Source organism: Paenibacillus sp. MZ04-78.2 (assembly GCF_024213375.1).
Classification (GTDB): Bacteria; Bacillota; Bacilli; order Paenibacillales; family NBRC-103111; genus Paenibacillus_G.
The window spans coordinates 143,819-157,734 of record NZ_JANAVJ010000009.1 but is presented as its reverse complement, the minus strand read 5'-3'; the positions used below and the strand labels follow the sequence as shown (position 1 = coordinate 157,734).

At 53.6% G+C, this 13,916-nt stretch carries 9 protein-coding genes; 7 read left to right on the top strand and 2 right to left on the bottom strand.

What is annotated here, in order from left to right; all coding sequences use genetic code 11:
- The first annotated feature begins 83 nt into the window (after positions 1-83).
- The 7 genes from NLX71_RS10010 (at position 84) to nagZ (ending at position 10,041) form a co-directional block, all read left to right on the top strand.
- A complete protein-coding gene (locus tag NLX71_RS10010) occupies positions 84-1,292 on the top strand; it encodes a discoidin domain-containing protein (RefSeq protein WP_254363455.1) in 1,209 nt (402 codons plus the stop codon).
- A gap of 24 nt (positions 1,293-1,316) precedes the next feature.
- Complete coding sequence (locus tag NLX71_RS10005; RefSeq protein ID WP_254363454.1) at positions 1,317-1,982, top strand: IseA DL-endopeptidase inhibitor family protein; 666 nt, start codon at positions 1,317-1,319, stop codon at positions 1,980-1,982.
- 48 nt (positions 1,983-2,030) lie between these two features.
- Positions 2,031-3,161: a hypothetical protein gene (locus NLX71_RS10000; RefSeq protein ID WP_254363453.1), complete on the top strand. Its 1,131-nt coding sequence runs from the start codon at positions 2,031-2,033 to the stop codon at positions 3,159-3,161.
- A gap of 353 nt (positions 3,162-3,514) precedes the next feature.
- Positions 3,515-4,849 (top strand): extracellular solute-binding protein, encoded by a 1,335-nt coding sequence (locus NLX71_RS09995; protein WP_254363452.1) that lies wholly within the window; start codon positions 3,515-3,517, stop codon positions 4,847-4,849.
- Between the two features lie 71 nt (positions 4,850-4,920).
- The gene (locus tag NLX71_RS09990) at positions 4,921-6,744 is read left to right on the top strand and encodes a cache domain-containing sensor histidine kinase (RefSeq protein ID WP_254363451.1); all 1,824 of its coding nucleotides are present in this window, start codon (positions 4,921-4,923) and stop codon (positions 6,742-6,744) included.
- A 5-nt stretch (positions 6,745-6,749) separates the two neighbouring features.
- Positions 6,750-8,402, top strand: a complete 1,653-nt coding sequence (locus tag NLX71_RS09985) for a response regulator transcription factor (RefSeq protein ID WP_483874627.1) — start codon at positions 6,750-6,752, stop codon at positions 8,400-8,402.
- Positions 8,392-10,041, top strand: a complete 1,650-nt coding sequence (gene nagZ, locus NLX71_RS09980; protein WP_254363449.1) for a beta-N-acetylhexosaminidase — start codon at positions 8,392-8,394, stop codon at positions 10,039-10,041. The genes NLX71_RS09985 and nagZ overlap by 11 nt, the downstream gene beginning before the upstream one ends.
- 96 nt (positions 10,042-10,137) lie before the next feature.
- On the opposite strand, the gene NLX71_RS09975 is transcribed toward nagZ, so the two are convergent.
- A complete protein-coding gene (locus tag NLX71_RS09975; RefSeq protein WP_254363448.1) occupies positions 10,138-11,049 on the bottom strand; it encodes a CapA family protein in 912 nt (303 codons plus the stop codon).
- 126 nt (positions 11,050-11,175) lie between these two features.
- A complete protein-coding gene (locus tag NLX71_RS09970; RefSeq protein ID WP_254363447.1) occupies positions 11,176-13,767 on the bottom strand; it encodes an Ig-like domain-containing protein in 2,592 nt (863 codons plus the stop codon).
- Positions 13,768-13,916 lie beyond the last annotated feature (149 nt).

Sequence of the window (13,916 nt, the reverse complement as noted above, 5' to 3'; positions counted from 1 at the left end):
TGGTGGAATTGATTTTATCGAAAGAGCGTCCTTTTTTCAATTTTCGGCTTCCTGATTCTGGTTAATCAACAGGCGTGAATGAAATGATACATTATGTAAAAAAAGCAGGTGATGAAGAAAGCTTCGTTTATATCGGTGGTTTTACAAGTTTTTTCATGAAAGATAACAAGGATATGCCTCAAGGTGGAATTTCTTATGTCGGCGGAATTTCGCAAGATGGAAAGAAAATATTATTAATGAATTTATCTCATCAAAGGCCCACCATTTCTGCGCAAATTTATAACTTGCTTTTGCATCAAACCGAGCTGGAATTTCAATTGCCTCATAAAGATTATGCGCTGTCCCCTGATCTCGACCAATATCTGTTTGAGGAAAACGAGGACATTTATCTAGTTCGAGTGAAGGAGAATGAAAAGACAAAACTACCCCTAGTTAGACGAGGTATGTACTCGGTTGCTGGCTGGAAGTTTTCCCCCGACGGCAAAAAACTGTGCTTTAGTGATGATGAGGGCAATCTTGTTCTGTTTGACATCGCACATAACAAAATCATCAAGAAGATAAACGTGGGTTCTAAGGATATCCATATTCGTCAATGGTTTGCTAAAGACAAGCTGATTTATACGGCGGATCGTGATACCACCTACTTATTTACAATTGAAAGCGAAGAACGGAAACCGCTTGGCCAATCCATGTTATCTCCGGTCATTTCCCCGGACGGCCAAGTGCTCGTCTACGCTGACCGGGATCGAAACGTTTTTCAATTAGACCTGCAAAACCAAAAGAAAACCAAGCTTGAGGACATGTTTCAACGGATTGGGTTTGAATTGTATCCCGTACAATGGATTCGCTCCTCAACGCCGTTCATGGACGTGAAGAAGAGCATCCCTGTCAAAAGGGTCACTGCTTCTTCTACCCTGCCAGACGAGAATAAAATATCGTACAACGCAAATCGACTTACGGACGGGAATACTAAAACCGGCTGGTGCGAAGGCGTGAAGGGCGACGGGATAGGAGAAACGATCACGCTTGAGTTTGGAGAGGTTCGAGAAGTATCCGGTATCGATCTCATCAATGGCTTGGCGCAATCGCTGCAAACGTTTAAAGCAAACAATAGAGTTAAGAGCTTGAAGGCTGAATTCTCAGACGGAAGCTCCGAGATTCTTGCCGCTTCTTTTGTACAAATGCATTTTAACAAGAAAGTTAAAACATCGTTTATAAAACTCACTATTCTCGAAGTGGAAAAGGGAGACAGGCATTCGGATACGTGCATGTCGGAAGTGCGAGTGTTTTAAGCCGATGAAAATGGAGATAAACAAATGACTTTTAGAAAAATAATGATGCAGATATCCATAGTGATCGCTTGTTTATGGGTCGCTACCGGTTGTACGGGGCAGGACCATCATCGCTTTACTCGTATTGATGAAGATGTTCGCCAGAAGCAGGAGAACGTCGGCAACAAGGACAGGTCCTCAGCGGTACCGCCGATTACAACCTCCGCACCGGCAGCCATACCGGAAGCTCCGCCTGAGCTAACGGCCGATGCCGCCATTAAACTTATGGATGAGGCCCGGGACAGAAACTACAAGCTGCTGCAAAAAGGCGGCCCTTGCGATGATTTCAAATATATCAATGACGAGGATGGCGGATATGCTTTTATTTGCGATGAGCTGAATTCCAAAGAAAAAATTCAAAAGTACTTGGAGGAAGTCTTCACTTCCCCTATCGCCGACACTATTATCGGTCAGCTAAATCTACGGAAAGTTGACAATAAACTAGCTTTTAGTCCCTTGGACTGGGGCTCCATGTATGACTGGAGCAGTATTAAGGTAACAAAGACCAAAAAAGATGGAAATAAAGCGACGTTTCTTTTTAAAGTGGGATTGTTTGATGCTTCGGTTGAATCGAAGACTATCGAAATAACGTTTAAATATATCGATAAGTCGGGCTGGAGAGTCGATACGGAGCCGCAACATTTTTTGTAATGGGAAGAAGCTCGCAACCGTTTCACCGAGTAGGAGAGGAGGATCTTCTTGAAGCGTCCGCTGCAATGGATGGTCGTCATGGCAATCCTTTCCATGCTAACCGCATGTACGGGAAAAATTGATTCGAAATCTCCCGAAAATTTAAAAGTCGCCGCAAATACAGAAAGTCCAAAAGAGGAAAGTATTAACAAGGGTGGAGCGAATAGCGATCACACAGAAACGGAACATGAAGAAAAAACTAGCAAATCAAAAAAAAACGTCCCAAAAGATAGCCCTCGGCAAGCCTCGAAGAAAATCATTGCGTGTCAAAAAGTATTGGAAGACCAGGGACGGTTTTCCGTAGAAGACGGAATAGTTGATTATCAATCAGGATTGCGTATTTTTCCTTTGTTGCATTTCATCATGACAAAAAAATCGGTTCCCGCCAATCATTCGGAACAGTCGGTATTTATGAAGGATAATCCTATATTTGTTACACGTGATGACAAGTATGCGAATTCTCTGGTATTTGCAACGATTCATTCTCAGAGAACGGGGGTTTTACACGGGGTAATCGGGTTTCCGGATAATGTAGTTACCCAATATTATGAACCTATGGTTTTTGGGGAAAAGACTGGTTTTACACCGCAGGTGCCTGTAACAGATGTAGCGCTATTAAACAAATCGGTTGAAGTTAACAGGGAAACTTGGGTGAACGAACTGGCTGAATACACGAAAGATTGTAACGACTCGTTGATCTTGCCGCCCACCAAAACAGACCCGCCCTTTTTTAAATACAACGGCAAAATATATTCTTTTTCAAAGGAGATTGATTTTGTCGCCGGGGTCGAAGGTGTAGGATTTGGATTGGCGGAGTATGGTAACAGCTATCCCGGAGGAAAAAAAATCCGAATACCGATTCTCCTCTATTGCCCCAATTGCAACATAGAAAACGTAGTTATGATTCAAGATGGCGTTAAATTAAAATTCAAAGAAGACGAATACAATGCGCAATGGCAAAAGTGGCTTGGCCAGGAATGGCATGCATTTAAATCCGAAGAAATTGATTTTGATGAAGAAGTGTTTACCGAGGCTAACTTTTCCAACATTCATTCCGACCTGCCGCCTTTTATCAGTGACAAACCGTCTACGATTCAAGTCACGATAAACGGGGAAAAAGTCGAGTATGTGAATCAATGAAGTTCCGAGCTCCAATAAGTTACCACGTTATTTACACATTCCTCTCGGAAGCCCCCCGATCCTCGCAAAATCGAGGTCGAAGACAAAATAGGAAGCATGACCGAGGCATTTTCACGAAAGGATACGACGGAGCTTTCTAATGAGGGAGTATATGTATGGGGGACCGGACGCAAAGGCAAACGTTCGTCCGGAGACGTTCCGTTCCGCTCCCGCCGGCGTGGCATACTCCAAATATACCCAATTGATTAGACGAATTTATCCCCCTGTTGTGAAAATCAAACCCTGCCGTCCGCGACGGGGCGCATACTATAATCAGTAGTGGATTACTGTCGGTTCCCGAAGGAGGGGTGCGGATGATAAACAAACGGCGGCCGCTCCAATGGGCCTCGCTGCTGCTGTGTTCCGGTTTTGTCACCGGGTGCGGTCAGATCAATGCGACGACGCCTGCGGTAGTCGATCAGGCAGGCGGCATCAGGCAGGCGAAGCCGTTCACGATCTCACTGCGGCATACCCAGGTCCGCGACGATGCCAGGCTCAAGCTGAAGCTGCTGGAAGACGTGGTCAAAAGAATGGAAGCCGCCGTTCCCGGGCTAACGGTGGAACTGGAGGGCATCGAAGACAAGCTGAACCGCTTCGAGAAGCTTCCGGCCGAGATGGCTGCGGGCGCGACGCCTAAAATATTCGACTTGTTCGGCGGCTCGGATACGCAGAAGTATGTCAAAGCCGGGCGGCTGCTGGACTTGACCCCGTTCCTGGAGGAACTGAAGCTCAAGGACCGCTTTTTCGATTTAGACGAGTTTACGGTGGACGGTAAAATTTACGGATTGCCGACCGCGTCCTTCGTGGAAGGCGTGTACTATAACAAGAAGATATTTAAAGAGCTGGGCGTAGACGTACCGAAAACATGGGAGGAGCTCATCGCCATCGCGGAAAAAGCGAAGGCCAACGGCATTCCGCCGTTTGCGCTTGCCGCGGCAGACGGCTGGGTGGTCAACATGCTGATAAATACGCTTTGGGTGCGTACAGCGGGCCCCGATTCCGTTCAGGGCTTCGTCAACGGATCACGCAAATGGACCGATCCCGACGTGCTTGACGGCTTCAAGCGCTACGAGCTCTTCGTCAAAAGGGGCTACCTCCACGAAGGCAGCCTCGGTCGTAAATATGCCGAGCAGCAGTACAAGTTCCGCGCGGGCGGGGCAGCGATGCTGTTCGATGGAAGCTGGGCGAGCGGGGCGATTGCCGACCCTCAATGGTCGAAGATCGCGAACGACGTCGGCTTCTTCAACTTCCCGGACACCGGAGGGAAGGGCGACGGCTGGATTAACGGCAGCTACTCGAACGGCTACGGCTTCGCCGCTACGCTCAGCGAGCAGGAGAAGGAAGCCGCCAAAGCGTTTATCCGCATTATGTATAGCGACGAAATGCAACGGCGCCAATTGAAAGAAACCGGCGTCCTGCCCGCCATGAAGCTGATCGATCAGTCGGGGTTTTATCCGATTGTGGATGAAATCATGCGGACGACCCGGTTCAAGCAGTTTCCGGCGTTCGATGCGGTCGTTCAGGCCAAAGTCCGCGAAGCGCTCGAAACCGGCATGCAGGAGCTGGTCGGCGGCAAGCTGACGGCGGAGCAGGTCGTGGAGAAGCTTCAGCGGGTGCAGGAAGTTGCAAACAAAGAAGCGAAGAGATGACGGTGGTTCGCCGGAAGAGCGGCAGCATAGCGGCGAACCCTTCGACATAAGAAAGGAACGACAGGCATTTGATGAATCTTCAGAAAAAAATGTTTTTGGGGTTCATGGCGTTTATCGTAGCGCCGCTGTTCGTGCTCGGAACGATCACCTATTTGCTGTCGCAGAGCATCATCCAGCAAAACTATGCGGAGCAGTCCCAATTTACGCTGAAAGCCGTCGGCCGCAATATTACGTATGTGCTGAAGGAAGCGAACTATTTCACTCAAGCGTCGATGCAGCGGGAAGATATCCAACGGATGCTCGGAGTCAAAGACGGCGTCGACGCCGTCACCTTGACCGAATACGACCGTTTGCTGCAGCGAACGTTTCTTTCCTATACCCCGGCCTACTCGGTGACGCTGTATGATTTTGAACGGCAGTCGTTCAGTCAGGGGAAAATCGGCTACAGGCCGCTTTCCTTCGCCGAGCTTGCCAAGCTGCCCGTGTTCGGCGAAGTCATAGTCTTGAACGGCGTACCTCGCTGGATCGGTCCGCACGAATTCGAGAATTGGACCGGCAAGAAGCCGTTATTTACGATGATTCGCGTGATCAACGACACATATACGCTCGACAATCGCGGGATTCTGCTGCAGCAGTTTCAATTCAGCGAGCTGAACCGTATTTTTAACTATTTCGGCACCAGCCACAGCAATGACGTCCGGTTCATGATCGTCAATCAGGACGGGCTGATCATGGTGGATAACAAGGATAAGCTCTCAGGGCAATCGCTGTCGTCGCACATCGACGGCTCGATTCATTTGGGCGGGGAATACGAGAGCGGCAGAATGAAATTCGACGGCGTCGAAAGCATCGTCTCGGTGCATCATCTGGACTTGGACGAATTCGGCAAAATGAATTGGAGCGTCGTTTCCGTCACACCTTGGGCGTATTTGTCCGGACGCTCGATTCAAGTGATCCAATGGATCGGCGCGATTACCATTTTGTCCTTGCTCAGCGCTTTGTTGTTCAACATGCTGTTTGTCGGTCGCGTGATCCGCTTTATTTTGTACATTGTGAATTCCATGAAAAAGGTGGAGATCGGCGATCTTGGCATTCGCGTCGAAGCGAAGAGCAAGGACGAGACCAGCGCGCTCGCCCGCGGCTTCAACAGCCTGGTCGAGCGGATCAGCACGCTGCTGGAGGACGTGAAACGGGAGCAGGAGCGGAAAAACAAAGCGGAGCTTATGCTGATGCAGGCGCAGATCAAGCCGCATTTTCTGTTCAATACGCTGGAGTCGATCAATGCGCTGGCGGCGCAAAACGAAGGCCGCAAGGTGAGCCGGATGGTCCAGCGGCTCGGGACGATTTTGCGCGTTAGTTTTTACCATAAAGAGGAAATTCCGTTGTCGATGGAAATCGACCATGTGCGCAATTATTTGGAAATCCAGAAATACCGTTTCGAAGATTTGTTCGAATACGAAATCGACGTGCCGCCTGCGTTAATTTCGACTCCGATTCTGAAGCTGACGCTGCAGCCGCTGCTGGAGAACAGCATTCAGCATGGCTTCGAAGGGATGGAGAGCAGTGCGGGAGACGGCGATCCCGATCGGCAGAAGGGCTTCTTGCGGATTGCCGCGGAAGAGACGGAGGACGCTGTCGTGCTGTGGGTACAGGACAACGGGGGCGGCATTCCGGACGACGTGCTGCTTCGTCTGTATGGGACGCCGGGGAGCAGGTCCAGCGGCTCGGCGGAAGCGGAAGCCCCGCTGCCGGAGGAGCGGGTCGGGCTTGGCATACCGAACGTGGCGGACCGCCTGCGCATCCATTACGGCAGCCGCTACGGCATGATGATTTGCAGCCGACCGGGCTTCGGCACGGTCATTCGCTGCACGATACCAAAACGAACAAACGGGTGATCATGATGAAAATCAAAGCCATGCTGGTGGACGACGAAATCAATATCGTGCGCAATCTGGAAAAGGTCATTCCTTGGGAAGCGATGAACATCGAGCTGATCGGTACGGCAGCCAACGGGGCCAAAGCGCTCGATCTGGCCAGCGAAGGGAAGCCGGATCTCATCTTGTCGGATATCCGGATGCCGGTTATGGACGGCATCGAGCTGCTGCGGCAGCTGAGGGAGTCCGGATACGAGGGCGAAATCATTATGCTGACGGGCTTCCAGGAATTCGACTACGCCCGTTCCGCCGTCAAGTATGGTGCGCGCGACTATATTCTAAAGCCGATCGATTACGAAGAGCTGCAGTTGGTCATCGAGCGGACGGCCGCGAGCATCCGCGAAATCAAGATCAACGAGCTGAAGGAAACGGCCAAATGGCGGGAGATGTCTGAGCTGGCTTACGAAAAAATTTTGCTCGACCTGCTGATGGACTATACGTCGTTTCCGCTGCATCGGCTTCGCGAAGAGGGGGATCGCTCTTGGCTCGACCAGCGCTATTGGATGCTGCTCGTCGATCTGGATGATTATTCGCAGATCGCGCGCCAGGATGAACGGGAGCGCAAGCTGGTGCATTTTGCCGTGCGCAACGTGCTGCAGGACGCGCTTAACTCGGAGCTTGCCGAATACGCGGTCTTACTGACGCGGGAAGGGGAATGGTGCGTACTTATTCCGCTTCCGGTGACGGGGCCGCCGACGGGAGCGATGGCCGCCACCGCCACGGAGCGGCTGAGGGCATGGTCGGAGCAGGTGCAGCAAGCGGTGGAGCGGTACGTCAAGCTGTCCGTCAGCGTCGGGGTATACCCGTCGCCGCTTGCGGCAGAAGAGCTGGCGGACGCGTACCGCAAAGTGCAGCGCGGCCTCCAGCTTTCGCTGGAGAACCGGCATATTCTGATTCACGAGCAGACGACCGGAACGGATGCGACGGGAAGCTCGTTCTGGGGCTTGGCTGACAGTCTGGCCACCGGATTGACGCAGGGGGACTCCGCCAAGATCGAGCAGACGCTTGAGGAGCTCGGCCGCAGCATCAAGGAGGCTGGCGGCCACAATTCGATGCGGGCCGAGCAAATGCTGCATTTCCTGTGCTTGCACCTGCTGCGGGAAATGCGGTCGGTCGGGCTGCTCGGAAGCTCGCAGGAGCAGACTGTATGGGCCAAACTGGAGGATAGCCTAAACGTGAAGGAACTTGTCGAATGCGTACACCTGCTTATCCGGGAATGCCAGCAGGTGAGCACGGGCCGGCGCAAATCGCCCGAGCTGCTGATGGCTTCCGCCCGGGAGTACATTCAGAAGCATGTAGCCCGCGATCTGGGCGTAGAGGAACTGGCTCAGCATCTGGGCATCAGCAACAGCTATTTCAGCCTGCTGTTCAAGCAGCATCATCAGGAGACGTTCCTCGAATACTTGACGCGCGAACGGATGGAGCTGGCCAAATCGCTGCTCCTCCACAGCGACAAGAGCGTTACCCAAATCGGCAAGCTGGCGGGCTACGCGGAGCGGCGCTATTTTACGAAAGTATTTCACAAATACGAGGGGATAACCCCTACCGAGTTCCGGGAACGGGCCAAGCCGGGCGTGGCGGAGCTTGAGACAGAGGAGGAAGTTGCTGATGGTGCCTAAAGGAATCGGGGAGCTGAAGCTCCGGCAAAAAATCGGTCAAATGCTGATGTGCGGCTTTCACGGCACGGAGCCGTCGGAGAATATCGAACGGCTGATCCGGGAGCAGCATCTCGGCGGAATCATTTATTTTCGCCGCAATCTGACGGAACCCGCTCAAGCAGCGAAGCTGTCGGCATCGCTCCAGCAGCTGGCGCTCGCCCATGGCGGCGTACCGCTTCTGATCGCGATCGATCAGGAGGGCGGGATGGTGATGCGCATCGATCAGGGCGTGACGCCGATTCCCGGCAGCATGGCGCTAGGGGCGACCGGAGACGTGGAGGCGGCTTATGAAGCGGCGAAGGTAATGGGCAGCGAGTTGAAGGCGATGGGTATCAATATGAACTTCGCGCCGTGTCTCGATATTAACAACAATCCGCTCAACCCGGTCATCGGCGTCCGTTCGTACGGCGGAGATGCGGAGACGGTCGGCCGTCTCGGCACGGCGGCCGTGCGGGGCTATCAGGAAGCGGGCATCGCCGCGACGGTGAAGCACTTTCCCGGCCACGGCGATACGGGCGATGACTCGCATACGGCGCTGCCGGTCGTGCCGCATTTGCGGGAGCGGCTGGACCGGCTGGAGCTCGCGCCGTTCCGCCAGGCGGCCGAGCTTGGCGTCGATGCGGTGATGAGCGCGCACGTGCTGTTCCCGGCCGTAGAGCCGGAGCGGCTGCCGGCGACGCTGTCGTCCCGCGTCATCGACGGGCTGCTGCGGCAGGAGCTCGGCTATGACGGCGTCGTCGTCACCGACTGCCTGGAGATGAACGCGATTGCCGAGCATTACGGCATTGCCGAAGGCGCGGTGATGGCCGTCGAGGCGGGGGCGGACCTCGTGCTGGTCAGCCACCGGATCGAGCGGCAGCAGACGGCGCTGGATGCGCTTGTGCAGGCGGTGGAGAGCGGCCGCATCCGCGAGGAGCGGATCGACCGCTCGGTAGAGCGCCTGCTGGCGCTCAAGAGCCGCGTCGCGTCGGCAGCGGTCGCGGGTGCGGATCATGCGCCGGTCGCGTCGGCTGCGGTCGCGGGTGCGGCTCATCATGCGCCGGGCGCGAGCCTGGCGACCGAGGCGTCGCAGCGGCTCGCGGAGCGCATTGCCGAGCGCAGCGTGACGCTGCTGCGGGGCGAAGCCGGGCTGCCGCTCGACCCGGCCAAGCCGGTGCTCGTCGTCTGGCCGGAGGTGCGGGTCGGCACCGAGGTTGATGAGGTATTGGCCCGCCGCGAGACGGCAGGCTACTGGCTGGCGAAGCTGAATTACCGGGTGCGCGAGGAGCGGATCGGCGTGCAACCGACGGCGGAGGAGCAGGCACACGTGGTTGAGCTTGCTCGCGAGGTGGAGCAGATCGTGCTGGTGACCTACAACGCCTCGTTCTCGCCGGGACAGGTGGAGCTTGCCAAGGCGCTCGCGGCGCTGCCGAAGGCGAAGCTGGTCGGCGCTGCGGCGCGCAATCCGTTCGACATCAGCGTCTTGCCTGATGAGGTAAAAATCTACCTCGCGTGCTACGAGAATACACCGTTCGCGATGAAGGCGCTGGCCCGCGTGCTAGCCGGCGAGCTATCCGCCCAAGGCAAGCTGCCGGCGCCGCTGGAAGCGTCCGAAGGGTAAAGCTTGCTGCTGCCTTTTAGACATACGATTTTTTATTAACCTGCGATTCGTACTCATACGATAGCAGGTTTTTTTCTTTTGTCGATATCCGTTCTATCAACCCGGCACAACCCGATAAACGTTTTTCTTCCCTATATTTTGCAAAATGCGGGTTGGCACACGTGACATTTTCACCACATCCGTTTTCCCTTTTGCATTTTTCGTTAAGGTTAACAGCAAGATGGTTCCTCGCAGTCTGGCGGTATGCTGGGGAAGTTCGGTGGATACGAAATTTCCTAGAGAAGACGCCGCTACCCGATTTCTAACGAGTCCGTCGATGTCCTTCACCTTAAACATTCTTATCGGGTGCAGCACATGGGGATGCGCTCCCAGCACGACATTCACACCATTCTTAAACAACAGCCGCATGAGCCGGATTTGGCTGCGGTCGGGATGAGTTCGAAATTCTTTTCCGAAATGCAGGCAAGCGATGATAAAATCTGTTCTACTCTTCAAGCTGCGTACGTCCGCTATTATTTTTTTCCGGTTTAGCCTGTTGACTAACCACGGCTCCGGCACGGAGATCCCGTTCGTGCCTTTCGTATAAGCCAATATTCCGATTTTTATTCCCTTTACGTTAACAATCAGTTTCCGACGGGCTTCCCGGGCGGAGCGATACGTGCCCGTATGTCGCAGACCATGTCGATCGAGGACGTTTAATGTCCGCTTCAACCCGGATCGTTTCCCGTCCATACAATGGTTATTGGCTGTGCCTAATACATCGAAGCCCAAGCTCCGGAGCGTAGCAGCGAATTTGTCCGGGGAGTTGAACAACAGTTTTCCGGGCTCTCCGCGAAAATTTTTGCCGGAGAAGGTCGTCTCCAGATTGCCTATCGTTAAATCGGATTTCCGCAGATAGGGTTTCACTTTGGCAAAAATAGGGGCGAATCCGCCTTCCCGCGCGGCCGAGGCGATCATCTTCTTTTTCATCAACAAATCCCCGACTGCAGCGATTGTGATTTTCGTCAATCTACCCACTCCTTTCATGATTACACCGTATGCGCTAGAAAAGCGAAATGCTTGTAAGTTGGGCCGAACAAAAAAACAACGTCCGGTTCCCCTATACAGAGGTTCCGAACGCTGTTTGTATACCGGTTAGTTTACCGTCACTAGAATGGTCGTTTTCTTGCCCGCATAGCCAACGGTGAGGGTGGCGCGTCCTTTTCCGGTCGCTTTGATCACTCCGTCTTTCACGTCGGCTACCCGAATGTTGCTGGAGTTCCAAAGGCCGGATACGGTCACGTCCAGATCCGAGCTGTCCATAAAGGTCGCTATCGCCTTGACATTCAGCGTTTCGCCCGGCTTCATATTTGCGGTAACGACATCCGTCTTCAAATATTTGAGACGGTCGATGTCGACCGGAATCGAGACGCTCTTGCCATTGAAGGTCGCGGAGATCGAAGCGCTTCCGGAAGCGATCGCTTTCACCAGCCCGTTCTCCACCTCAAGCAATTTGTAGTTGGTCGATTTCCATTGGGCCTGCGACGTGACGTCTTTCGTCGTGCCGTCCGCCATCGTAGCCGTTAACTTAACCTGGAAGGTGCCTCCCGTCTTCATCGGAAGATAGCGCTTGTCCGGCACCAGATCCTGCACGGAACCGATGTCGACCGGGATCGATACGGTTTTTCCGCCGAATTTGGCCGTGATGGTCGTCTTGCCGCGGGCCAAGGCGGTCACGACGCCTTTCTCAACCTGCGCGATCGTCGGGCTCACCGAGGTCCATTCTGCCGTACCTTCCACATCCTCCGATTTGCCGGTGGCATCGATGGAAGTCAGCTTGATCGTGCGGGATTCGCCCAAGTCCATCTGAATGGAAGCCGGGTTCGCTTTCAGCGTGCTGGCCATATCGACTTGCACGGTAATCGTCACCGTCTTCGCATCGACTTTCGCGGTGATCGCCGTTTCACCCGAAGCCAGCGCTTTGATCGTGCCTTCGCTGACCGAAGCGACCGCCGGATTGGAGCTCGTCCATTCCGCATCCTGCGCTACGTTGTTCGTCTTGCCGTCCGTATAGGTCGCGTCCAATTTGATCGTCCGGACGTCGCCTTTTTTCAGGACCAGGCTGGTCGCGTCCGCATTCAACGTTTTCAATACGCCGACGGACACCTGGATGGTCGTCGAGCGGTTGCCGAACTTCGCGGTGATCGTGGCGGTACCTGTGCCGATCCCCGTAATCATCCCGCCGCGCACTTCGGCGATTTGGTCGTTGGAGGACGTCCACTCCGCTTTTTTCTCCAGCCCGCCTTCGTTTACACCGTCTGGATAGACAGCTTTCAGCGTAATTTGCTCCGAATCTCCGATTTGGAAATTCACTTTCTTCTTACTTGGTACAAGAACGTTGGGAATATCGACCAGCACTTTGGCCGTTACGGTTTTTTCGCCGTATTTGGCTGTAATCGTCGCTTCGCCCGCTTTCACGGCGGTGACTTTGCCGTTAATGACGCTGGCGATGGTTTCCTTATCGGAGGTCCACTTCGCTTGACCGGTTACATCCTCGCTGCTGCCGTCGGCGTAGGTGGCGTCGAGCGTGAGCTGCTCCGATTTGCCCGAATTCAAAGTAATCGTATCTTTGCTCAGCTCCAGACGGCGGGGCACGTCGACGTCAACAGTGACGGTCACGGTTTTCTCGCCGTATTTGGCTTGCACGGTCGCTTCGCCCGTTTTGTTGGCGCTGATTTTACCTTTGACGACATAAACGATCGTATCGTCGGAGGACGACCACTCTGCGCGGTCGGTAATATCTTCCGTATTTCCGTTCGGATAGGTGGCGGTCAATTTCAACTGCTCGGTCGTGCTTTTCTTCATTAGAAGGTTCTGCTTGCTCAGATCGAGCTTGATAGCGTTGTCGACATCCACTTTAATCTTGGCCGTCTTCGTTCCGTAGGTGGCGGTAATGTTCGCCTGTCCCGGACCGTAACCGGTAATTTTGCCTTTGAGCGCATCGGCGACATCCGTGTTGTCGGACGTCCAGTTGGCGCTTTCCGTCACATCTTCCGTCGTTCCGTCAGGATACGTGGCGAGCAGCCGGATCGTTTCCGATTGGTTCAGCAGCAGCGAAACCCGGGATTTGTCGGCATCGACGCGCTTGACCACTTCGACGGTCAGCGGGATCGAGATCGATTGATTGCCGAACTTCGCCGTCATGGTGCCGGAGCCGGAGCCTTGGGCGGTCACCTTTCCGTTAAAGAGGGTGGCGATGGTGCCGTTGTCGATGGTCCATTCCGCTTTCGCGGTCACATCTTCCGACGAGCCGTCTTCGTAATAAGCCTTCAGCTTAACCTGCTCCGACTGGCCTTTGCGCAGATCGATTTTTTGCTTGTCACTGATGAGCGATTTGACCCGTTTGGTTACTTTTACTTTGACGGGAACTTGCTCCGTCATATATTTGGCTGTAATGATCACGTCGCCTTCCGCTTTGGCCGTAATGACACCGGCGTACACCGAGGCGATGTTCGGGTCTTCGGAATTCCACTCGGTCTTGATCGTTACCGTTTCCGTCTTTCCGTTGTCGTAAATCGCAGTGGCTGTCAGGTTGGCGGTACTGCCCACGTCCAGCGAAAGTTCATTTTTGTTCAAAACCAGCTTCGTGATGACATCCGCGGCCGATGCGCTCATGACGCCAAAACTGCAAGTGCTCAAAACGACGGTAAGCAACAACAAGAACACTTTTTGCATTCTAAAGCGCAAGCTCCTTCACTCCTGTTCCGTTTGTATTCGTCTGGTCAGACAATGGTACATGTATCGGCATATTCGCCCAAAATCTTTAGACTTTTGTTGGATAATGTTGTATTGAGGACGATTTCTGTGGACGCAAAAAAGCCGTACCGAATCGTCTT

Bases quoted from the DNA above. Each gene is read 5' to 3' on its own strand.
- NLX71_RS10010 (WP_254363455.1), top strand. From the start codon at position 84: ATGATACATTATGTAAAAAAAGCAGGTGATGAAGAAAGCTTCGTTTAT.
- NLX71_RS10005 (WP_254363454.1), top strand. From the start codon at position 1,317: ATGACTTTTAGAAAAATAATGATGCAGATATCCATAGTGATCGCTTGT.
- NLX71_RS09995 (WP_254363452.1), top strand. From the start codon at position 3,515: ATGATAAACAAACGGCGGCCGCTCCAATGGGCCTCGCTGCTGCTGTGT.
- NLX71_RS09990 (WP_254363451.1), top strand. From the start codon at position 4,921: ATGAATCTTCAGAAAAAAATGTTTTTGGGGTTCATGGCGTTTATCGTA.
- NLX71_RS09985 (WP_483874627.1), top strand. From the start codon at position 6,750: ATGAAAATCAAAGCCATGCTGGTGGACGACGAAATCAATATCGTGCGC.
- nagZ (WP_254363449.1), top strand. From the start codon at position 8,392: ATGGTGCCTAAAGGAATCGGGGAGCTGAAGCTCCGGCAAAAAATCGGT.